The sequence below is a fragment of the Novosphingobium aerophilum genome (assembly GCF_014230305.1).
In the GTDB taxonomy this organism is placed as follows: Bacteria; Pseudomonadota; Alphaproteobacteria; order Sphingomonadales; family Sphingomonadaceae; genus Novosphingobium; species Novosphingobium aerophilum.
Window position 1 is genome coordinate 44,396 of sequence record NZ_JACLAU010000004.1, and the last position, 20,335, is coordinate 64,730.

19 protein-coding genes are annotated in these 20,335 nt (G+C 70.0%); 15 read left to right on the forward strand and 4 right to left on the reverse strand.

The features are described 5' to 3' along the window. Positions 1 to 18 precede the first annotated feature (18 nt). Positions 19 to 843 carry a type I methionyl aminopeptidase gene (gene map / locus H7F49_RS04580; protein ID WP_185682521.1) on the forward strand — a complete coding sequence of 275 codons (825 nt, stop codon included), beginning with the start codon at positions 19 to 21 and terminating at the stop codon, positions 841 to 843. A 197-nt stretch (positions 844 to 1,040) separates the two neighbouring features. Here map and H7F49_RS04585 read toward each other — a convergent pair whose 3' ends face one another. Both H7F49_RS04585 and ccmA read right to left on the reverse strand, forming a co-directional pair. Continuing rightward, positions 1,041 to 1,727, reverse strand: a complete 687-nt coding sequence (locus H7F49_RS04585; protein WP_185682398.1) for a heme exporter protein CcmB — start codon at positions 1,725 to 1,727, stop codon at positions 1,041 to 1,043. Then, on the reverse strand, positions 1,724 to 2,302 hold the full coding sequence (ccmA, locus tag H7F49_RS04590; protein WP_185682399.1) for a heme ABC exporter ATP-binding protein CcmA: 579 nt from the start codon (positions 2,300 to 2,302) through the stop codon (positions 1,724 to 1,726). The genes H7F49_RS04585 and ccmA overlap by 4 nt, the downstream gene beginning before the upstream one ends. 104 nt (positions 2,303 to 2,406) lie before the next feature. Between ccmA and H7F49_RS04595 the strand changes: the two genes are divergently transcribed. Continuing rightward, positions 2,407 to 3,360 carry a M48 family metallopeptidase gene (locus tag H7F49_RS04595; protein WP_185682400.1) on the forward strand — a complete coding sequence of 318 codons (954 nt, stop codon included), beginning with the start codon at positions 2,407 to 2,409 and terminating at the stop codon, positions 3,358 to 3,360. Here the strand turns inward: H7F49_RS04595 and purT are convergent. Continuing rightward, on the reverse strand, positions 3,351 to 4,529 hold the full coding sequence (gene purT / locus H7F49_RS04600) for a formate-dependent phosphoribosylglycinamide formyltransferase (protein WP_185682401.1): 1,179 nt from the start codon (positions 4,527 to 4,529) through the stop codon (positions 3,351 to 3,353). The two genes, H7F49_RS04595 and purT, sit on opposite strands and share 10 nt — an antisense overlap. 591 nt (positions 4,530 to 5,120) lie before the next feature. Beyond that, positions 5,121 to 5,738 (reverse strand): DNA-3-methyladenine glycosylase family protein, encoded by a 618-nt coding sequence (locus tag H7F49_RS04605; protein ID WP_185682402.1) that lies wholly within the window; start codon positions 5,736 to 5,738, stop codon positions 5,121 to 5,123. Between the two features lie 111 nt (positions 5,739 to 5,849). Here H7F49_RS04605 and H7F49_RS04610 point away from each other — a divergent pair, with 111 nt between their 5' ends. From H7F49_RS04610 to murG, 13 genes are all read left to right on the forward strand, one after another. Then, positions 5,850 to 6,167 (forward strand): 2Fe-2S iron-sulfur cluster-binding protein, encoded by a 318-nt coding sequence (locus H7F49_RS04610; RefSeq protein WP_185682403.1) that lies wholly within the window; start codon positions 5,850 to 5,852, stop codon positions 6,165 to 6,167. Between the two features lie 31 nt (positions 6,168 to 6,198). Beyond that, the gene (locus tag H7F49_RS04615; protein WP_185682404.1) at positions 6,199 to 7,212 is read left to right on the forward strand and encodes a cysteine synthase A; all 1,014 of its coding nucleotides are present in this window, start codon (positions 6,199 to 6,201) and stop codon (positions 7,210 to 7,212) included. A gap of 737 nt (positions 7,213 to 7,949) precedes the next feature. Further along, positions 7,950 to 8,294 (forward strand): hypothetical protein, encoded by a 345-nt coding sequence (locus H7F49_RS04620; protein WP_235981841.1) that lies wholly within the window; start codon positions 7,950 to 7,952, stop codon positions 8,292 to 8,294. Positions 8,295 to 8,693: 399 nt separating this feature from the next. Further along, entirely contained in the window at positions 8,694 to 9,194 is a 501-nt protein-coding gene (locus tag H7F49_RS04625) for a division/cell wall cluster transcriptional repressor MraZ (RefSeq protein ID WP_328806516.1), read from the forward strand. After that, a complete protein-coding gene (gene rsmH / locus H7F49_RS04630) occupies positions 9,191 to 10,141 on the forward strand; it encodes a 16S rRNA (cytosine(1402)-N(4))-methyltransferase RsmH (protein WP_185682405.1) in 951 nt (316 codons plus the stop codon). Before H7F49_RS04625 ends, rsmH begins: the two co-directional genes overlap by 4 nt. 38 nt (positions 10,142 to 10,179) lie before the next feature. Continuing rightward, positions 10,180 to 10,716, forward strand: coding sequence for a hypothetical protein (locus tag H7F49_RS04635; RefSeq protein ID WP_235981842.1), 537 nt, complete (start codon positions 10,180 to 10,182; stop codon positions 10,714 to 10,716). Beyond that, positions 10,713 to 12,443 (forward strand): peptidoglycan D,D-transpeptidase FtsI family protein, encoded by a 1,731-nt coding sequence (locus tag H7F49_RS04640; protein ID WP_185682407.1) that lies wholly within the window; start codon positions 10,713 to 10,715, stop codon positions 12,441 to 12,443. Before H7F49_RS04635 ends, H7F49_RS04640 begins: the two co-directional genes overlap by 4 nt. Next, positions 12,440 to 13,891, forward strand: a complete 1,452-nt coding sequence (locus H7F49_RS04645; RefSeq protein ID WP_185682408.1) for a UDP-N-acetylmuramoyl-L-alanyl-D-glutamate--2,6-diaminopimelate ligase — start codon at positions 12,440 to 12,442, stop codon at positions 13,889 to 13,891. Before H7F49_RS04640 ends, H7F49_RS04645 begins: the two co-directional genes overlap by 4 nt. Next, the gene (locus H7F49_RS04650) at positions 13,888 to 15,351 is read left to right on the forward strand and encodes a UDP-N-acetylmuramoyl-tripeptide--D-alanyl-D-alanine ligase (protein WP_185682409.1); all 1,464 of its coding nucleotides are present in this window, start codon (positions 13,888 to 13,890) and stop codon (positions 15,349 to 15,351) included. Before H7F49_RS04645 ends, H7F49_RS04650 begins: the two co-directional genes overlap by 4 nt. A 12-nt stretch (positions 15,352 to 15,363) precedes the next feature. After that, complete coding sequence (mraY, locus tag H7F49_RS04655; RefSeq protein WP_185682410.1) at positions 15,364 to 16,434, forward strand: phospho-N-acetylmuramoyl-pentapeptide-transferase; 1,071 nt, start codon at positions 15,364 to 15,366, stop codon at positions 16,432 to 16,434. Between the two features lie 10 nt (positions 16,435 to 16,444). Then, positions 16,445 to 17,797 carry a UDP-N-acetylmuramoyl-L-alanine--D-glutamate ligase gene (gene murD / locus H7F49_RS04660; protein WP_185682411.1) on the forward strand — a complete coding sequence of 451 codons (1,353 nt, stop codon included), beginning with the start codon at positions 16,445 to 16,447 and terminating at the stop codon, positions 17,795 to 17,797. Next, entirely contained in the window at positions 17,794 to 19,056 is a 1,263-nt protein-coding gene (locus tag H7F49_RS04665; RefSeq protein WP_185682412.1) for an FtsW/RodA/SpoVE family cell cycle protein, read from the forward strand. The genes murD and H7F49_RS04665 overlap by 4 nt, the downstream gene beginning before the upstream one ends. Beyond that, entirely contained in the window at positions 19,053 to 20,300 is a 1,248-nt protein-coding gene (gene murG / locus H7F49_RS04670) for an undecaprenyldiphospho-muramoylpentapeptide beta-N-acetylglucosaminyltransferase (protein ID WP_185682413.1), read from the forward strand. Before H7F49_RS04665 ends, murG begins: the two co-directional genes overlap by 4 nt. The last annotated feature ends 35 nt before the right edge of the window (positions 20,301 to 20,335 follow it).

Below are 20,335 nucleotides of genomic sequence, written 5' to 3' on the forward strand. Positions count from 1 at the left end.
AAGCGCTAGATGCCGGGGATGACCCAGTACCAGACCGTCACCGCCGATGAGACCGTCCTGCGCGACGGCACGATCAAGCTGCATGGCCCGGAGGCCTTCGAGGGCATGCGCCGCGCCGGCCGGCTGGCGGCCGAGATCCTCGATGCGCTGGTGCCGTTCGTCCAGCCCGGGGTGACCACCGGCGCGATCGATGACTTCGTCCGGCAGATGACGCTCGATGGCGGGGCGATCCCCGCCACGCTGGGCTACCGGGGTTATGCCCATTCGTGCTGCACGTCGATCAACAACGTGATCTGCCACGGCATTCCCGGGGACAAGGTTCTGCGCGACGGGGACATCGTCAACATCGACGTCACCCCGCTGCTGGATGGCTGGCACGGGGATTCCAGCCGCATGTACCTGGTCGGCGACGTGCCGCTGAAGGCCCGCCGGTTGGTCGAGGTGACTTACGAGTGCCTGATGCTGGGGATCGAACAGGCCAAGCCCGGCAAGCGCCTGGGTGACATCGGCGCCGTGATCCAGCGGCATGCCGAGGCGCACCGCTATGGCGTGGTGCGCGAGTTTTGCGGGCATGGACTGGGCCGTCTGTTCCACGATGCACCCGAGGTGGTCCACGCCGCCCGCGCCGGCACCGGGCCGGAGCTGGTCCCGGGCATGTTCTTCACCATCGAACCGATGATCAACCTGGGCAAGCCGGGGGTGAAGATGCTCGACGACGGCTGGACCGCGGTGACCCGCGACCGCTCGCTCTCGGCGCAGTTCGAGCATTCGATCGGCATCACCGAGGACGGCTGCGAGATCTTCACGCTCAGCCCGACGGGCCTGCACAAGCCGCCTTACTGATTTTCGGTTCGCGCAGAGGCGCAGAGGCGCGGAGATGTAGCCCCCGCGACGAAGTCGCTTGCAAGTCAGTGACCACCCCAGGCGGAAAGGCCCATTGAAGCCGCTTCGCGGAGGTCAGGCGCTACCACTCCGCGCCTCTGCGCCTCTGCGCGAACCAAAAGAAACCTCTAAACGCTCTGAAAACTTGGCGCGAACCCTCAGGCCCTTGCCGCCCGCACCGCAGCACCTCCGGCGAACGGGGCGATCGCCAGCAGGACCAGGCTGACCGCCGCGGTCAGGGCGATGCCGGTCTCGCCGCCGGGGGCCAGGCTGCCCGCCCCGAACACCAGCAGCGGCACGGCGAGCGGGATCACCAGCAGCCCCGCCAGGGCCGCGCCGCCGCGCAGCCCGGCGGTGAGGGCCGCGACCATCACGCCGATTGCCGCCAGCCCGGGCGTGCCGACCAGCAAGCCCAGCTCGACCGTGCGCAGCGTCTCGGCACCGATCCCCAGCAGCGCCGAGGCGGGCAGGGCGGCCAGCATCAGCGGGGGGCCGAAGCTCAGCCAGTGGGCGATCACGCGCACCGCCATGATCCATTCCTCGGCCAGGCCGCGCAGCGCCCACTGATCGAACAGGCCGAGCTCCAGATCGGGCTCGACCAGGCGGTCGAGCGGGAGGATCGCGGCGAGCAGCGCGGCAACCCAGATCACCCCGCCGCCGGTGCGGGCGAGCACCTGCGCGTCGGGACCGACCGCGAAGGGGAACAGCATGGCGACGGCGACGAAGAACAACAGCGGCAGCATGGCCCCGCCACGTCGCCCGCCCAGCAGCAGCAGCGCCAGATCGCGGCGCAGCAAGGCGGCGAGGCGTCGGGCCAGTGTGGGTGCCGACGACGGCGCGCTCATGCCGCGAAATCCCGCAGTTCGATCCGCTGCGCGCCGGGCAGGGCGATCGGCTGGTGCGAGGCGACCACCGCCAGCCCCCCCGCCGCGCAATGCTCGGCCACGATCGTCTCGACCAGCGCGACGGCATCGACGTCGAGCCCGTTGAGCGGCTCGTCGAGCAGCCAGACCGGCGCGCCTTGCGCGATCAGCCGGGCCAGGGCGGCGCGCTTCTTCTGGCCGGTCGACAGGAACCGCACCGGCACGTCGGCCAGGTCGCCCAGTCCGAGCCGGCCGACCGCCTCGGCGCTGCGCCCGTCGAACCGCTCCCAGAAGGCCAGGGCACGGCCCAGCGGGAGGTGGGGGTCGAGCCCGGGCCGCTCGTCCACCAGGCCGGCCTCGCCGTGCCGCTCGACCGTGCCGGCGAAGGGCTCGGCCAGGCCGGCGAGCAGGCGGATCAGGCTGGACTTGCCGATCCCGTTCGCTCCGGCCACCTGGCAGGCCTGTCCGGCCTGCAGCGTCAGGTCGAGCCCCCGGAACAGCACGCGATCCCCCCGGCGGCAGGCCAGCGCGGTGGCGGAAAGGTGGCAAACAGGCATGAAGGGCGGCTTAGGCGATCCTCCCGGGGCTGCCAAGAAGGCGCGGTTAAGCCGCCATACAGTAGCCCCTGGCAAGAACGCCCACGGGTCCGACGGGAGAAATCATGGTTGTCTTGCGGCTTGTCCTGCCGGTCTGTGGCTGCATCGCGGCGCTGGTGCCCCTGTCATCGGCCCGCGCCGCCCAGGCGGATGGCGCCGCCGCCCCGACCGCAGCCACCGCCGGTTCGGACGGCGAGGCGCCATCCGCCCGCGTCGCCCGGCTGGCCCGGCAATTGCTGGTGGCCAATGCCGACAAGTGCCCCCGCCGGCGCTGGGACTTCGGCCTGACCGCTTATCGCAAGCGTGCCCCCGGGGCTCCCCCGCTCCCGTCGGGGCAGCCGGTCGAGCCCGACGGCTTCGGCGTGACCCAGGTCGTCCCCGTCAGTCCGGCCGGCCGGGCCGGGCTGCGCGTGCAGGACCGGATCATGGCGGTCAACGGCCACGACTGGACCGGTCCCGGGTTCGCCACCACCTTCCTGCGGGCGGAGCAGGCCCAGCCCGAGCTCAACCGGCTGGAATTGCGCATCGATCGCAATGGCACCCCGCTGACCGTGACCCTGACCGGCGACATGGGCTGCGCCATCCCGGTGCGCCTGGTGGCGCAGGTCAAGCCCAACGCCAGCGCCTCATCCGGCATGGCCTTCATCAACAGCGGGCTGGAAGAGGCCCTGCCGCAGGACGATCAACTGGCCTCGGTGATCGCCCATGAAATGGCGCACGTCATTCTGGGCCACAGCAAGGAAAACACGGATTCCACCACGCGTGCGCGGATGGAACGCGATGCCGATGCGCTGGGGGTCAGGCTCTCGCTGCGGGCCGGGTTCGATCCCAATGCCGCGGCCCGGGCGATCGAGGTGATCGGCGCGCGCGCGCGCGGGCCGATCTCGCGGCTGCTGGGCCTTTATGGCGATCACATGCCCACCCCGCAGCGCAAGAGCTTCCTGCTGGAAGAGGCGATCGCGGCGCGGCAGGAACGGCAGGCCGAACAGGCGGCCGGAGCCGCTGCGGCTCAGCGGTAGTCGATCCGCACCTTGCCCGCCGCCTCGGCGGCAATCCGCCGCGCTTCGTCCGTATCCCCGGCGCGGGCCAGCGCGACCCCCATGCGACGATAGGGCCGGGTGGTCGGCTTGGCGAAGATCCGCAGGTCCACCGCCCCGCCCGGAGTGGCCAGCGCATCGGCCTGGCCCGAAAAGCCGAAGGCCGAGCTGTCGCGGTCAGCCAGGATCACCGCCGAGGCCGCCGGGCCGTACAGCTCCACCGCCGGCACCGGCAGGCCCAGCACGGCGCGGGCGTGCAGATCGAACTCGGTCAGGTTCTGCGAAATCAGCGTGACCATGCCGGTGTCGTGCGGGCGCGGGGACAGCTCGGAAAAGATCACGTCCTCGCCCCGCACGAAGAACTCGACCCCGAACAGGCCATAGCCGCCCAGGTTGTCCACCACCTTGCGCGCCATGGCCTGGGCGTCGGCCAGGGCCTGGGCGGACATGGCCGCGGGCTGCCAGGATTCCTGGTAGTCACCGCGCTCCTGGCGATGGCCGATCGGCGGGCAGAAGGTCACGCCCTCGCGGCTGCGCACGGTCAGCAGGGTGATCTCGTAGTCGAAGGGAATGAACTCCTCGACGATCACCCGGGCGCGGTCGCCGCGCATGTTGGCCACGGCATAGTCCCAGGCCGCCTCGACCGCACCCGCCTCGCGCACGGTCGACTGGCCCTTGCCGGACGAGCTCATCACCGGCTTGATCACGCAGGGCAGCCCGGTGTGGGCGACCGCCGCCTCCACCTCGGCCAGGCTCTCGGCATAGCGGTAGCGCGAGGTGCGCAGCCCCAGCTCGACCGCCGCCACCTCGCGGATGCGGTCGCGGTTCATCGTCATGATCGTCGCGCGGGCCGAGGGGACCACGTTGGTCCCGGCCGCCTCGAACTCGGCCAGCACCTCGGTGCGGATGGCCTCGACCTCGGGCACGACGAAGTCCGGCGCGTGCTGGCGGATCGCGGCCGCCAGGGCCTCGCCGTCCAGCATGGAGAAGACCTCGCAGGCATCGGCCACCTGCATGGCCGGGGCGTTGGCATAGGCATCGCAGGCAATCACCCGCGCGCCCAGCCGCTTGGCCGAAATGACGAACTCCCGCCCCAGCTCGCCCGAGCCGAGCAGCAGGATGGTCGCGGTATGGCCGGCGGGGGTGGTCATGGCAGGGGCCCTCGATCCGCGGGATAAGCAGCACGGAGCGATGGAGCGCCGGGCGGGGCGGGTCAACGGGGCGCGGAGGGCGGAGCCGGGAGGACACTTTCGAACGGCCGATTGCGGCCGGGAATGGACCTTCCGATCCTCCCCCGTTTTGCGCAGCACAACGGGGGAGGGGGACCGCGCTGCCGCAGGCAGCGGGGTGGAGGGGGACAGCAACCGGCCCCCTCCGTCAGCCGGCATTCGCCGTCCGACACCTCCCCCGTTGCATCCTGCGGATGAAACAGGGGAGGATCGAAAAGCGTCCGCTTCCCACCCTGCACGGACATCACCTCACCCCTGATCGTCGTCCCGGACTTGATCCGGGGCAGGGCTTGCGTGGCGATGGCTGGGCAAGAACCGCTTTGTCCCGGGTCCCTGACCGGCGTCAGGGCAGGCAAGCCCGGGGCGACGATGGCTTTAGCGATGCGCCAATGTGCGGGCGTGCGAATTGGTCTTGGGCCGGTGATGCGCGCCGGCCCCTCTCCCAACCCTCTCCCCTGAAGGGGAGAGGGCTATGTCCTCTCCCAACCCGCTCCAGCCATTCATCAACCCGGCCTACAGCGCCGCGTTGTTGTAGCAGTGCCAGGTGAAGATCGCCGCCGCCCCGCGGTGGGGGCGCCAGGCTTCCGCCAGGGCTCGGGTCTCCTTCTCCGATGGCCGCTCGTCCAGGCCCAGGATGCGGTGCAGGCCGGCCTGGACGGCGAGGTCGCCGGCCGGCCAGATGTCCGGACGGCCTTCGGCGAACAGCAGATAGATCTCGGCGGACCAGCGCCCGATGCCCTTGATCCGGGTCAGTTGGGCGATGGCCTCCTCGTCGTCCGCGGGCAGGCTGGCGAAGCACAGCTCCCCGCTGACCGTCAGCTCGCACAGGCTGCGGGCATAGGCCTGCTTCTGGCGCGACAGGCCGCAGGCGCGCAATTCGTCGAAATCCTTGCTGAGCAGGTGTTCGGGTTCGAAGGTCTCGCCCAGCGCCGCCTCCAGCTTGCGCCACATCGAGGCGGCGGCGGCCACGCTAACCTGCTGGCCGACGATCGTGCGCAGCATGGTCTGCCAGCCGGGCGGGCGGATGCGCGGCTCGGGGTAGCCGACCCGTTCCAGGGCTGCGCCCAGGCGCGGTTCGCGGGCGGCGAGGGCGTCAAGCCCATCGCGCAACTGATCGGCGGAAAGTCCCATGCTTGGTCGCGCTCCTGCGGCTTGCCAAGCCCCTGCATAGGGATTAGCAGCCCGCTCCGAAACCCGCGCCTGGAATTCTGGGCCTGCGCCGGATCGAGTGGGAGTTGTCGAATGACGAAGCTGGTGATCGTTGACCGCAGCGGCAACGAGAAGGAAATCGAGGTTGCCGACGGCGTGTCGGTGATGGAAGCGATCCGCGACAACGGCTTTGACGAACTGCTGGCGCTTTGCGGCGGTTGCTGTTCGTGCGCCACCTGCCACGTCTACGTCGATCCGGCGATGGCTGGCAGCCTTCCGGCGATCAGCCCCGACGAGGACGACCTGCTCGACAGCTCGGACCATCGCAACGAAACCTCGCGCCTGTCGTGCCAGGTCACCGTGAGCCCCGCGCTCGACGGGCTGCGCGTGACGATCGCGCCCGAGGATTGAGATTCCGGGCGGGGCCGCCTAGGTCTGCTGCATGACCAATCCTGCGGTTCGCTCGACCCTCGACCTTATCGGCAACACCCCCCTTGTCCTCCTGCGCGGCCCCAGCGAGGCCGCCGGGTGCGAGATCTGGGGCAAGTGCGAGTTCGCCAATCCCGGCGCCTCGGTCAAGGACCGGGCTGCCCTGTGGATCGTCCGCGATGCCGAGGCGCGGGGCGCGCTGCAGCCCGGCGGGACCATTGTCGAAGGCACGGCCGGCAACACCGGCATCGGCCTGGCCCTGGTCGCCAATGCGCGCGGGTACAGGACGATCATCGTCATGCCCGAGACCCAGTCGCGCGAGAAGATGGACACGCTGCGCGCGCTGCGGGCCGAGCTTGTCCTGGTTCCGGCCGCGCCGTTTTCCAACCCCGGGCACTTCGTCCACACCTCGCGCCGCCTGGCCGAGGAGACCGAGGGCGCGATCTGGGCCAACCAGTTCGACAACATCGCCAACCGCAAGGCCCATATCGAAGGCACCGCGCCCGAGCTCTGGGCCCAGCTCGAAGGCCGCATCGACGGGTTCACCTGCGCGGCGGGCACCGGCGGGACGCTCGCCGGGGTGGGGATGGGGCTGAAGGCCTTCGATCCCAATGTCACGATCGCGCTGACCGATCCGCACGGTGCCGCGCTGTACAACTACTTCGCCCATGGCGAGCTGAGCGCCGAGGGCAGTTCGGTCGCCGAAGGGATCGGCCAGGGCCGGATCACCGCCAACCTGGAAGGCGCGCCGGTCGACACCCAGTTCCGCATCTCGGACGAGGAAGGACTGGAATGGGTCACCCGCCTGCTGCAGGAGGAAGGGCTCTGCCTGGGCCTGTCGTCCGGGATCAACGTGGCCGGCGCGGTCGCGCTCGGCCGGCAGCTCGGGAAGGGCAGCCGCGTCGCCACGATCCTCTGCGACACCGGCTTCCGCTATCTTTCCACGCTCTACAATCCTGACTGGCTGCGGGCGAAGGGCCTGCCGGTGTTTCCCTGGCTCAGCGGGAGCGCGGCCCCGGCCGGGTGAAGCGTTCGCGTAACCGGCTGCCCCCAACGCGCCGAAAAGGACAGGGCGTCTGTGAGGGGTAGGGCCGGGGCGGCAGCCGAGGACGGGTGGCGCCCGGTTGCGGGCATTCCGATCCTCCCCCGTTTTGCGCAGCACAACGGGGGAGGGGGACCGCGCTGCCGCAGGCAGCGGGGTGGAGGGGGACCGCAACCGGCCCCCTCCGTCAGCCGGCATTCGCCGTCTGACACCTCCCCCGTTGCATCCTGCGGATGAAACAGGGGAGGATCGATGAACGGCAGCTCCCCACCTCACACGGCCATCACGCATACCCCCTCCCTCGTCACCCCGGCCTTGACCCGGGGCAGTGCTGGCGTGGCGACAGTGGGGAAAGAACAGCCCTGTCCCGGGTCCCTGACCTGCGTCAGGGCAGGCAAGCCCGGGACGACGAGGGGTGTGCTGCGTGGACAGATTTCAACGACCGATTGCGCTCAACGGCCCTTTGCTTCCTCCCCGGCACGGGGAGGGGGACCATCCGCAGGATGGTGGAGGGGCACTCTCCTTGGGGCGCGGCAGTTGGTCAAGGCGGGGTGCCCCTCCACCACCTTCGGTGGTCCCCCTCCCCCGCTGGGGGAGGATCGAAGAACATCCGCTCCCCACCCTGAGCGGCCGGCCCGGATCTGGCCTGGAACCCCGCGGCCGCGACGGCCCGGTGCGCCCCGGTTGCAGATCGTCGCCACTGCGACTATCTCTTGGCCCCGATGGCCTCCAAGCCCAACAGCCCTTCCCGCGAGCCCCAGGGTTCGGTCCCGGGCAGCAGCGGACCGCAGGTGTTCATGCCGCCGACCGCGCGTGAGCTGCGCGCCCAGGCCATTCACCGGCTGCAGGTGGGCCTGCTGGGGCTCTGCCTGATGCTGCTGCTGGTCGGATTGGCCAACATCATCATGGATCGCGCCCGCATGGCCGAGGGGGCTGTCGTCCCGGCGCCGGGCGCCCGCGCACCCAGTCCCGCGGCCAAGGGCGATCCCTTGGCCGACATCGGTGTGGTGCCCTCGCCCGAGGCGGCCCGCCCCACCGAATCCGGCACGCCGACTCCGGTCCGCTGATTCCCCGCTGAGCCCCCGATTCTCCGTTCCCCGGCCTGGGCGCCGGGTCTCGTCGCGTCCGCGCGGAGATTCGGGGAAAATGCGGGATCGGGTTTTCCGTATCGGCTAAATATCAGAAATATCGAAGATTATTCTGGGCGGTGCGGTGGCGTCGCAGCGGCCGTGTGCCCTACGCAAGTGACGGAAATCCTTGATAAGCCATCACTCGAACGCGTTTTCCCGCGTTTTCCCGCAAAAACACCTTCCCACCCCGCGGCATGCGGGTTATGGATATGGTCCATCGGACAGGAAGGAGCCCGTTTCGGCGGGCGGCACGGCCGGCAGCGTCCCAGCGCACGTCGGCGTGAGGCTCCTTTTTGAGGCCGTGTTCGGATCAACCCTGGGTGGGGGCAGGGGCTGGTGGAGACCAGGCGCGTCAGATACAACGGGCAGGGCTTCTCGCTGAAGGGCGAGAAGGACCGCTTCGTGCTGCCGCCGGACTTCCGCAAGGCGCTCAAGGAATCGGGCGACGGTCGCAAGGAGCTGTGCCTGCAGCTTCACCCCACGCTGACCTGCCTGGTCGCCTTCGGGCTCAGCCGCGAGGCCGAGCTCGATCTCCAGCTCGACCGCGAGGAGGAGAACGCGCTGCGCCGCGGCGAGCCGTTCAATCGCCAGTTGCGGTCATCCCAGTTGTTCGGCTTCCTCAAGGTGCCGTTCGACGACAGCGGCCGCTTCGTGCTCCCCGCGCGCTTCGTCAAGGGCGCGCGCATCACCGATCGCCTGTACTTTCAGGGGGCCGGGCCGGAGTTCCTGATCTTCAATCCGGACGAGCTGATGACGCTCGACCCGACCGACTGGCGTCACGCGCAACTGGCCTGCGAGGACCTGGCCGAAGACGCCCTGGCAAAGGCCAAGCGATGAGCGCGGTCGGGGCTGCTCACATTCCCGTGCTGCTCGACGAGGTGGTTGCCGCGCTCAATCCGCAGCCGGGTGACGTGATCGTCGACGCCACCTTCGGCGCCGGGGGCTACACCCGCCGCCTGCTCGCCGCCGGGGCCACGGTCCATGCCTTCGACCGCGATCCCGACGCGATCGCCGCGGGCACGCTCTGGCCGGAAACGCGCGAGGACCCGCCGCGCCTGGTGCTGCACCCGCGCCGCTTCTCGGACATGGTCGCCAGCCTGGCCGAGGCCGGCGTGGCGCGGGTCGATGGCGTGGTGATGGACATCGGGGTGTCCTCGATGCAGCTCGACCAGCCGCAGCGCGGCTTCGCCTTTGCCGCGGACGGCCCGCTCGACATGCGGATGGGTCAGGACGGCGAGAGCGCCGCTGACTTCCTCAACACCGCCGCCGAGGGCGCGATCGCCGACGTGCTGTATCAGTACGGCGAGGAGCGCCAGTCGCGTCGGGTCGCCCGGGCGATTGTCGCCGCGCGGCCGCTGACCACCACCGGGCAGCTTGCCGCGGTGGTGCGCCGCGCCCTGGGCCACAAGCCGGGCGCGCCGAAGGATCCGGCGACCCGGTCGTTCCAGGCGATCCGGATCCACGTCAATGCCGAACTGGACGAGCTGCACGCCGGTCTGGCCGCGGCCGAAACGCTGCTGGGCGAGGGCGGACGCCTGGCGGTGGTCAGCTTCCACAGCCTGGAAGACCGCATCGTCAAGCAGTTCCTGCGCGAGGCGAGCGGGGCGACCGCGACCGGATCGCGCCACCTCCCGGCCGCTCGCGCCGCTTTCGCGCCGACCTTCGCGGCAGTCAGCAAGGCGATCCGTCCGTCCGACCACGAAGTCTCCGCCAACCCGCGCTCCCGTTCGGCCACGCTGCGTGCCGCCGTGCGGACCGCCGCACCCGCCAGGAGGGCCGCCTGATGCTATCCCGCTCACGCGCAAGGTCGATCGGTTGGGCCATGATCCTGGTCGTGTGCTTTGCCCTGACCATCGCCCTGACCTTCAAGGTCAATGCGGTGAAGAGCCAGGTCAGGCTGACCGAGCGCCGGATCGCCGCGCTGAAGCAGGAGAAGACCCTGCTCGAGACCGAATTCGAGACGCGCGCCAACCAGCAGCAGCTGACCGCGCTGAACGATGTGGAATTTGGCTATCAGGCGCCGACCGCCGGGCAATATCTGGAGAGCGAACGCCAGCTGGCTGCCCTGGGCAAGCCGCGTGGCCCCGGCGCACCCGACATGATCCGGGTCGCCGCGGCCGAGCCGCCGGCCGAGGACAGCGGCTTTCCGGCCATGGTCAATCCGCTGACCGGCAAGGCCATGGCCGCCGAGACCCCGCACCGGGCCGAAGGGGAAAAGGGCCAGGGTCCGCAGCGGATCGCGCGGGTTACGCCGATCGCCGGCCCGGCCGCGACGGTTGAGCGCCTGTCGCACGTGGAAAAGCCGGCCAAGGCGGCGAAGGCTGCCGGCCGCAGCACGCGGGTGGCCCTGGAAGAATGACCTCGATCACCGTCTCGACCGCGATTTCGACCGGACGGGTCCAGCTCGTCAACGTCCGGCAGCGGTCGCTGCTGGTGGCCAAGCTGCGGGTCTACCTGGTCGCCGCCCTGTTCACCTTCATCGGGGTGGTCGCGCTGTGCCGGATCGCCTGGCTGGGTCTGGCCGGAGAGGGCGCGGACCGCACGGCCGAGTTCGATGGACAGGTGCCGCGCGGCGAGATCGTCGATCGCAACGGCGTGCCGCTGGCCCGCGCCTTTCCCGCCTATTCGCTGTGGTTCAATCCCAGGGCGCTGGGCGATGGTCCGGCCCTGGTCAAGTCGCCCGCCGAAGTCGCCGCGGCCCTGCTGCGGATCTTCCCCGACGAGGACCTGGCCGCCCTGACCGCCAAGCTGGCCTCGGGCAAGCCGCAATACCTGCGCCGCCGGATCATGCCGGAGGACGCCAACCGCATCCACGCCCTGGGGGAGCCCGCGCTCGAATTCCCGCGCGAGAACGAGCGGTACTATCCGCAGGGTTCGATGGCGGCGCACGTGCTCGGCTATGTCTCGGCCGATGGGCGCGGCCATGTCGGGATGGAGCAGGTCTACGACAAGGCGCTGACCGATCCCGCGACCCGGGGCAATCCGGCGGTGCTGTCGCTCGACACCCGCGTGCAGGGCGCGCTCGAGGACGAGCTGATGCGCGGCATCCAGATGTCCGCGGCCAAGGGCGCGGCCGGGATCGTGCTCGACGTCGACAGCGGCGAGATCGTCGCCCTGGCCTCGCTGCCCTCGTTCAATCCCAACCTGATCGACCAGGCCAATGTCGGCAACATCTTCAACCGCGTGACCAACCAGGTCTACGAACTGGGCTCCACCTTCAAGCCGATCACCGTCGCCGCCGCGATCGACGCCGGGGTGATCGCCGACATGTCGCGGCGCTACCCCTCGGGCGCACCGCTCAAGATCGGCGGGTACGAGATCCACGACAGCCACAATTTCGGGGCCTCGCTCAACGTACCGGAGGCGCTGATCCATTCGTCCAACATCGTCACCGCCCAGATCGCCGACCAGCTCGGCGGGCTGCGGCTCAAGGCGGTGATGGAATCGCTGGGGATGAACGCCCGGCCGCAGATCGAACTGCCGGCCAAGGGCTTCCCGCTGTGGCCGCGCGGCGAGAAGGGGCAATGGGCGCGGATCACCACCATGACCGTGTCCTACGGGCACGGCCTGGCCGTCACCCCGCTGCACCTGGCCTCGGCCTATGCCGCGCTGGTCAACGGCGGGATCTGGCGTCCCGCGACGCTGCACAAGCTTGCCCCGAACCAGATTCCGGCGGGCCGTCGCGTGTTCAAGGCCGCGACCAGCGCGCGGATGCGCCAGTTGCTGCGGATGATCGTGGTCGACGGCACCGGCAAGAAGGCCGACGCGGCAGGCTACCGCGTCGGCGGGAAAACCGGATCGGCCGAAAAGCCGGGGGCCGGCGGCTATCGCAAGACCTCGCTGATCGCGACCTTCGCCGCGGCTTTCCCGATGGACCGTCCGCGCTACGTGGTGATCGCCATGCTCGACGAGCCGCAGGGCACCCAGGCCACTTCGGGCCAGCGCACCGCCGCCTGGAACACCGCCCCGATCGTCGGCCGCGTTGTCCCCCGGATCGGGCCGCTGCTGGGGGTGATGCCCGATGCGACCCGTGATATCGACATCTCCGATCTGTCCCCCCTGGTCGCGAACGGAGAAGGTGAATGAAACTGGGTGTCCTTGCCGCAGAGGCCGGGATCGGGCTGCCGGGTGCGGCCGAGCAGAACGTCACCGGTTTCGCCATCGATCATCGCAAGGTCGCTCCCGGCACCGTGTTCGGCGCGTTCCAGGGCTCGGCGGTGAACGGCGAGGACTTCATTCCCGCCGCCGTCGCCAGCGGGGCCGTGGCCGTGGTCGCCCGGCCCGAGGCGCGGGTCGATGGCGCGGTCCACATCGCGTCCGACCAGCCCCGTCAGACCTTCGCCCGCCTCGCGGCCGGGTTCTTCACCCCGATTCCGGACACCATCGTCGCGGTGACCGGGACCAACGGCAAGACCTCGACCGTCGAGATGACCCGCCAGCTGTGGCGCATGGCCGGGCACCGCGCCGCGTCGATCGGCACCCTGGGCGTCACCACCCCGGACGAGAGCGTCTCGACCGGGCTGACCACCCCGGACATCGTCACCTTCCTGGCCAACATGGCCGGCCTCGCCCGCGAGGGCGTGAGCCACGTCGCCTATGAGGCGTCGAGCCACGGCCTGTCGCAGTATCGCAACGAGGGCCTGCGGGTCGCGGCCGCGGCCTTCACCAACCTGAGCCGCGACCACCTCGACTATCACGGGACGATGGAGGCCTATTTCGCGGCCAAGATGCGGCTGTTCACCGAAGTGGTCGCAGCCGATGGCACGGCCGTGATCTGGACCGACGACGAGTGGTCCGATCGCGCCATGGCGACGGCCCGGGCGCGCGGGCTGCGGGTTCTGGGCGTTGGCGAGAAGGGGGATGGCATCCGGCTGGTCTCGCGGGTTCCCGGCAACCTCGGACAGACGCTCCAGATCGCCTGCGCGGACCGCACGTTCAAGGTCGAGCTGCCGCTGATCGGGGCCTATCAGGCCGCCAACGTGCTGGTCGCGGCCGGGCTGGTCCTGGCCACGGGCGGCGATCCGGCGCGGACCTTCGAAAGCCTGTCGCGCCTCCAGCCGGTGCGCGGACGGCTCGAACGGGCGGCGATAACCCGCACCGGCGCGCCGATCTATGTCGACTATGCCCACACGCCCGACGGGCTCGTCGCCGCCATTGCGGCCCTGCGCCCCCACGTCCGCGGGCGGCTGATCGTGGTGTTCGGAGCAGGCGGCGACCGCGATACCGGCAAGCGCCCGGAGATGGGCAAGGTCGCGGCCGACCAGGCCGATCTGGCGATCGTCACGGACGACAATCCGCGCGGCGAGGACCCGGCCGCGATCCGCGCCGCGATCCTGGCGGCCGCGCCCGGTGCCCGCGAGATCGCGGGCCGGCGCGAGGCGATCGCCGCGGCCGTGGCCGAGGCCGGCCGCGACGACATCGTCCTGATCGCGGGCAAGGGGCACGAACAGGGCCAGATCATCGGCCGCGGCGAGGCGATGCGGGTCCTGCCCTTCGACGACGTCACCGTAGCACGGGAGTGCGCGCAGCCATGAATGCCCATGCAGCCCTGATCGACTGGCCGGTCGAGGCCTTCGAATCCTATCCGCTGGCCCTGTGGACTTCGGCCGAGATCGCCGCCGCAACGGGCGGCCAGGCCAGCGGCGACTTTCAGGTTTCGGGAGTCGAGATCGACAGCCGCGACGTGCGCGAGGGGGATCTGTTCTTCGCGCTGAAGGGCGAGACCACCGACGGCCACCGCTTCCTCGAGGGGGCCTTCGCCAAAGGGGCGGCGGCGGCCGTGGTCGATCGCCCGGTGCCCTGGCCGCACGTGCTGGTCGCCGATACCACCCGCGCGCTCGAGGCGCTGGGTGCGGCGGCGCGCGCACGCCTGGCGCCCGATGCCCGGGTGATCGGGGTGACCGGATCGGTCGGCAAGACCAGCGTCAAGGAAGCGCTGTTCGCCGCGCTCGACCGGGCGAGCCACGGCCGGGCCCACCGCTCGGTCAAGAGCTACAACAACCATGTCGGCGTTCCGCTCAGCCTGGCCCGCACCCCGGCCGGCAGCACTTTCGGCGTTTACGAGATGGGCATGAACCACGCCGGCGAAATCGCCGCCTTGACGGTGCAGGTGCGGCCCAACGTCGCCATGATCACCGCCATCGCTCCGGCGCATATCGAAAACCTCGGTTCGATCGAGGCGATTGCCGATGCCAAGGCCGAGATCGTCCGCGGGCTCGAACCTGGCGGCGTGGCGATCCTTCCGGCCGACAGCCCCCATTTCGCCCGGCTGCGCGCTGCGGCGCTGCTGGTCCGGGCGCAGGTGGTGTCGTTCGGCCGGTCGGCAGAGGCCGACGTTCGGCTGCTCGATGCCGTGCCTGCCCCGGGTGGCGGTTCGCTGGTGACCGCCGACATGGGTGATCGCCGGCTGTGCTACACCATCGCCTCGCCGGGAGATCACTGGGTGGTCAATTCGCTGGCCGTGATGGCTGCGGTGCGCGCTGTCGGGGGCGATCTGGGTGCGGCGGGCCTGGCCCTGGCCGAGCTGGAGGGCCTGAAGGGGCGCGGCGCGCGGCACGTGGTCCCCGTCGCCGGCGGGACCGCGCTGGTCATCGACGAAAGCTACAACGCGAACCCGGCCTCGATGGAGGCCACGCTGGCCCAGCTCGGCAACAGCCCGGCGCGGCGGCGCATCGCGGTGCTGGGGGCGATGAAGGAACTGGGCGAGCATGGTCCGCGCTTCCATGCCGAACTGGCCGCGCCGCTGATTGCCGCCAGGGTCGATCAGGCGGTGCTGGTCGGCGAGGAGATGGCCGCGCTGGCCGAGCAACTGGGGAAATCGGGCGATAACGCGCTTGGCAAAGCCATGCCCTTCGCCCATTGCCGGACAGCGGCCGAGGCTCTCGACATCCTCGCCGCGCTGGGCCTGAACGATGGCGACGTCGTGCTGGTCAAGGGATCGAATTCGGTGGGGCTGGGCCGGGTCGTCGAAGCGCTCACCACGCAACAAGGTTAGGTTCGCGCACCGATGCTCTACCTCATGGCCGAATGGATGCATTTCCCCGGCATCGCGAACCTGATCCGCTACCAGTCCTTCCGCGCCGGCGCGACACTGATGACCGCCCTGGTCATCGGCATGATCATCGGCCCGCGCTTCATCAGCATGCTGCGGGTGCGGCAGGGCAAGGGTCAGCCGATCCGCGACGACGGGCCGCAGAGCCACCTCGCCAAGCGCGGCACGCCGACGATGGGCGGGCTGATGATCCTGATCGCGCTGGTCCTGTCGATGCTGCTGTGGATGGACCTCAGGAACCCCTTCGTCTGGGCGTGCCTGGCGGTGACGGTCGGCTTCGGCGCGATCGGCTTCATGGACGATTTCGACAAGGTGACGAAGTACAGCCACAAGGGCGTGCCCGGGCGGGTGCGGCTGATGATGGAATTCGTCGTTGCCGGGATCGCCGCCTGGATCATCGTCAGCCAGATCAGCACCAACCTGTACATTCCGTTCCTGTCGGGCCGCTACATCCCGCTGGGCCCGCTTTACTATGTGTTCGCCGCGGTGGTGATCGTCGGCGCGGGCAACGCGGTGAACCTGACCGACGGGCTTGACGGGCTGGCGATCATGCCCGTGATCATCGCGGCCGGCACCTTCGCGATCATCGCCTACCTGGCCGGCCGCATCGACTATGCCCATTACCTGGGCATTCCCTATGTGCCGCGCGCGGGGGAGCTGGCGATCCTGTGCGCCGGGATCATGGGCGCGGGATTGGCGTTCCTATGGTTCAACGCCCCACCGGCCGCCGTGTTCATGGGCGATACCGGCAGCCTGGCGCTGGGTGGCGCCCTGGGGGCCATCGCCGTGGCCGCGCACCACGAGATCGTGCTGGCCATCGTCGGCGGGCTGTTCGTGATGGAGGCCGTATCGGTGATCATCCAGGTCTTCGTCTACAAGCGCACCGGCAAGCGGGTGTTCCTTATGGCGCCGATCCATCACCACTTCGAAAAGCTCGGCTGGGCGGAATCGACGGTGGTGATCCGCTTCTGGATCGTCTCGATCATTCTGGCGATGATCGGCCTGTCGACGCTGAAGCTGCGGTGACCGGGCCGCGATGATCTGCTCGCCCCTTTTTGCCGGACGGCGCTATGCGGTGCTTGGCCTGGCCCGGACCGGGCTGGCGGTGGTCCGCGCGCTGCTGGCCAGCGGGGCGCAGGTTACCGCCTGGGATAGCCGGGACGAGCCGCGTCAGACCCTGGCCAATGCCTTCGGGGACCGGGTGGAGCTGGCGGATCCGGTTTCGGCCGACCTGTCGGGCTATCACGGCATCGTGGTGTCGCCCGGGGTGCCGATCAATCGCCACCCGATCGGGGAAGCCGCGGTCCGCTATGGCGTGCCGCTGATCGGCGATATCGAGCTGTTCGCCCAGGCGCGTGCTGCCCTGCCGGCGCATCGTGTGGTCGGCATCACCGGCACCAACGGCAAGTCCACCACCACGGCGCTGGTCTATCACCTGCTGCAGAGCGCCGGGGTCAAGAGCCTGATGGGCGGCAACATCGGCCTGCCGATCCTGGGCGAGGCGCCCCTGCCCGAAGGGGGGGTCTATGTGCTGGAGCTGTCGAGCTACCAGATCGACCTGACCCACAGCCTGGCCTGCGACGTGGCTGCCCTGCTCAACATCACGCCGGATCACCTCGATCGCTATGGCACCTTCCCGGCCTATGCCGCGGCCAAGGCGCGGCTGTTCGCGATGCAGGAGCCCGGCCAGCAGGCCGTGTTCGGCGTGACCGATCAGGAAACCCTGGACGTGGCGATCGTCGAGGAGCTGCGCCGCGGCAAGGACGGGATCCACCGGGTCGACGGGACGCGGATCGCCGCCTTCCAGGCCGAGTGGCCATCGCTGCAGGGGCCGCACAACCTGCAGAATGCCGCCGCGGCCGTGGCCATCGTCGAGGCGCTGGGCCTGGACGAGGCGCAGTGGCGGGCCGGGCTGGCCACTTTCCGGGGCCTGCCGCACCGGATGGAGCGGGTGGCCGAGGCCAATGGCGTGCTGTTCATCAACGACAGCAAGGCGACCAACCCGGCCTCGACCGCACCGGCCCTGGCGGCCTTTCCGCCCTTGCCCGAGGCGCCCGATCATCGCCGCATCTACTGGATCCTGGGCGGCCTGCCCAAGGGCGACGATCTGGACGAATGCGCCCCGTGGTTCGGCAACATTGCCGCTGCCTACACCATCGGCGACGCGGGCCCGCGCTTTGCCGAGCTGCTCGATCCGTACATGCCGGTCCATCGCGCCGAAATGATGGCCGAGGCCATCCGCCATGCCATCGCCGCGGCGCGGCCCGGCGACGTGGTGCTGCTTTCTCCGGCCTGCGCCAGCTTTGACCAGTTCCGCGACTACGAGGCCCGCGGCGATGCCTTCCGCCAGATCGTGGCCGCCTTGCTGGAAGGGGACGGCACGCCATGACCACCCCCGGGTCCACCCTCAGCCCTCTGGCCCCGCTGGCCGCGCAGACCCCCTTCGTGCCCGGCACCGGCAGCGTCACCGGGTTGCGGCGGCGGCGCAACCGGCGGCACGATATCGGCGTGTGGTGGCGCGAGATCGACCGGGTCCTGCTGCTGCTGGTGCTGTCGCTGATGGCGATCGGCGCCGCTGCCGTGGCCGCTTCCTCGCCGGCCAGCGCCCGGCGCCTGTCGACAGCGGCGGTCCGGCTGGACGATCTGCACTTTTTCGTGATCCACCTGCGCTGGCAGTTCGTCGGCCTGGTGGCGATGGTCGTGGCCTCGGCGCTCCCGCGGGAGACGGCGCGGCGGGCCGGGATCCTGCTTGGCTTCGGCATGATCTTCGCTTTGATGCTGGTCCCGGTGATTGGCACCAACGTCAACGGGGCCAAGCGCTGGCTCAACCTCGGCGTGTCGCTGCAGCCGTCGGAATTCCTCAAGCCGGCCTATGCCATCGCCATGGCCTGGGTCCTGTCCTGGCGGGTGCGTGATCCGAAGCTGCCGGTCGTCGCCATCACCGGGACCATCACCCTGCTGGTCGCGGCGCTGCTGATGATGCAGCCCGATTTCGGCTCGACCGTGCTTTACGTCGGGGTCTGGTTCGTGCTGGTGCTGCTGTCCGGCCTGCCGATGAAGCGCATCGCGATGGCCTGTGGCGGCGGGATCGCGGGGATCGTCGCGACCTACTTCCTCTATGACAACGCCCGCCACCGGATCGACAGCTTCCTGGGCGGCGGCACCGCTTACGACCAGGTCGACCTGGCCTCGCGCACGCTCAATGCCGGGGGCTGGACCGGGTCGGGTCTGTGGCTCGGCACGCGCAAGCTGGCCTTGCCCGAAGCTCACACCGACTACATCTTCTCGGTCATCGGCGAGGAGTTCGGGCTGCTGATCTGCGCGCTGATCGTGGTGCTCTACATGGCCCTGGTGGTGCGGGTGCTGCTGCGTCTGACCGACGAGGAGGACCTTTTCACCGTGCTCGCCGCGACGGGCCTCACCGCCCAGTTGGGGGGCCAGGCCTTCATCAACATCCTGGTCAACCTGCGGCTGTTCCCGTCCAAGGGCATGACCCTGCCGCTGATCTCCTACGGCGGCTCGTCCACCATCGCCCTGTGCCTGGGGGTGGGGTTCCTGCTGGCCATCACCCGCCGCAATCCGTTCATCCAGCGCGAGCGTCTGACCCTGAGGGATGTAGGGCGGGACGCCGGAGTGTTTTCCCGATGACCGTCGTCAGCCGCCACTATGTCCTTGCGGCCGGAGGGACCGGCGGGCACCTGATCCCCGCCTTCGCGCTGGCCACCGAACTGGTGAAGCGCGGCCATCATGTCGCGCTGGTGACCGACAGCCGCGGCGCCGCGATTCCCGGCAAGCCCGATTTCCTGCCCGCCCACGTCATCCCCGCCGGGCGGCTGGGCGGCAAGAACCCCCTGAACTGGCTGCGCGGACTGCGCGCGATCATGGAAGGGCGGCGCATGGCGCTGCGCCTGTTCGAAAGCTTTCAGCCCAGCGCGGTGATCGGTTTCGGCGGCTATCCCGCCTTTCCGGCGGTGATCGCCGCGCACAAGGCCGGCCTGCCGACGATCATCCATGAACAGAACGCCGTGCTCGGGCGGGTCAACCGGTTCCTCGCCGACAAGGTCGACGCGATTGCCACGGCCTATCGCGAGATCGCGCGGCTCGATCCGAAGCACGAGGGCAAGGTCCACCTGGTCGGCAACCCGGTGCGCGAGGACGTGCTGGCCCTGCGTGAGCAGCCTTATCCGCCGTTCACCGAGGACGGCCTGCTGCGCGTGCTGGTGACCGGCGGCAGCCAGGGCGCGCGCGTCCTGTCCGAGGTCGTGCCCGATGGCCTGGCCATGCTCCAGCCCGCGCTGCGCACCCGTCTGCAGGTGACCCAGCAATGCCGCGCCGAGGATATCGACGCGGTGCGGCAGCGCTATGCCAGCCATGGCATCCCGGCCGAGCTGGCCACCTATTTCGAGGACATGGCCGAACGTCTGGCCGATGCCCATCTGTTCATCGGCCGCTCGGGCGCCTCGACCATCGCCGAACTGACCGCGGTGGGCCGCCCCGCGATCCTGATCCCGCTGCCGATCGCCACCGACGACCACCAGGCCGCCAACACGCGCGAGATGGTCGAGGCCGGCGGCGCGCGGGCGATCCGGCAGCCCATGGCGACGGTGCCCAATCCGGCCAATTATGACGGTGACCGACGGAACCAGATGCTGCGCCAGCAGGCCGGACTGTTCCACGACATGGCAAAGGACATCTGCCGGCAGATCCAGGCGATCGCGCAGGATCCCCACAGCCTGGGCAATGCCGCTCATGCCGCGTGGAACTGCGGCTATCCCAATGCCACCAGCGACCTGGCCGATCTGGTCGAGAGCTTCGGCGCCGCTCCGCTGATGGACGTGATCCGGATGGGGGGCGCTGCCCCGGCCGCGGCCGGGCGGGAGGCGACGGCGTGATGCGCATGGGGCTGATGATCGCGTGCAGCCTTCGA

Excerpts from the sequence above, each read along its gene's own strand:
- H7F49_RS04615 (WP_185682404.1), top strand. The coding sequence starts at position 6,199 with ATGACCAATCCTGCGGTTCGCTCGACCCTCGACCTTATCGGCAACACC.
- H7F49_RS04610 (WP_185682403.1), top strand. The coding sequence starts at position 5,850 with ATGACGAAGCTGGTGATCGTTGACCGCAGCGGCAACGAGAAGGAAATC.
- H7F49_RS04665 (WP_185682412.1), top strand. The coding sequence starts at position 17,794 with ATGACCACCCCCGGGTCCACCCTCAGCCCTCTGGCCCCGCTGGCCGCG.
- H7F49_RS04650 (WP_185682409.1), top strand. The coding sequence starts at position 13,888 with ATGAATGCCCATGCAGCCCTGATCGACTGGCCGGTCGAGGCCTTCGAA.
- map (WP_185682521.1), top strand. The coding sequence starts at position 19 with ATGACCCAGTACCAGACCGTCACCGCCGATGAGACCGTCCTGCGCGAC.
- murG (WP_185682413.1), top strand. The coding sequence starts at position 19,053 with ATGACCGTCGTCAGCCGCCACTATGTCCTTGCGGCCGGAGGGACCGGC.
- H7F49_RS04635 (WP_235981842.1), top strand. The coding sequence starts at position 10,180 with ATGATCCTGGTCGTGTGCTTTGCCCTGACCATCGCCCTGACCTTCAAG.
- H7F49_RS04595 (WP_185682400.1), top strand. The coding sequence starts at position 2,407 with ATGGTTGTCTTGCGGCTTGTCCTGCCGGTCTGTGGCTGCATCGCGGCG.
- mraY (WP_185682410.1), top strand. The coding sequence starts at position 15,364 with ATGCTCTACCTCATGGCCGAATGGATGCATTTCCCCGGCATCGCGAAC.
- H7F49_RS04620 (WP_235981841.1), top strand. The coding sequence starts at position 7,950 with ATGGCCTCCAAGCCCAACAGCCCTTCCCGCGAGCCCCAGGGTTCGGTC.
- H7F49_RS04640 (WP_185682407.1), top strand. The coding sequence starts at position 10,713 with ATGACCTCGATCACCGTCTCGACCGCGATTTCGACCGGACGGGTCCAG.
- rsmH (WP_185682405.1), top strand. The coding sequence starts at position 9,191 with ATGAGCGCGGTCGGGGCTGCTCACATTCCCGTGCTGCTCGACGAGGTG.
- murD (WP_185682411.1), top strand. The coding sequence starts at position 16,445 with ATGATCTGCTCGCCCCTTTTTGCCGGACGGCGCTATGCGGTGCTTGGC.
- ccmA (WP_185682399.1), bottom strand. The coding sequence starts at position 2,302 with ATGCCTGTTTGCCACCTTTCCGCCACCGCGCTGGCCTGCCGCCGGGGG.
- purT (WP_185682401.1), bottom strand. The coding sequence starts at position 4,529 with ATGACCACCCCCGCCGGCCATACCGCGACCATCCTGCTGCTCGGCTCG.
- H7F49_RS04605 (WP_185682402.1), bottom strand. The coding sequence starts at position 5,738 with ATGGGACTTTCCGCCGATCAGTTGCGCGATGGGCTTGACGCCCTCGCC.
- H7F49_RS04585 (WP_185682398.1), bottom strand. The coding sequence starts at position 1,727 with ATGAGCGCGCCGTCGTCGGCACCCACACTGGCCCGACGCCTCGCCGCC.
- H7F49_RS04645 (WP_185682408.1), top strand. The coding sequence starts at position 12,440 with ATGAAACTGGGTGTCCTTGCCGCAGAGGCCGGGATCGGGCTGCCGGGT.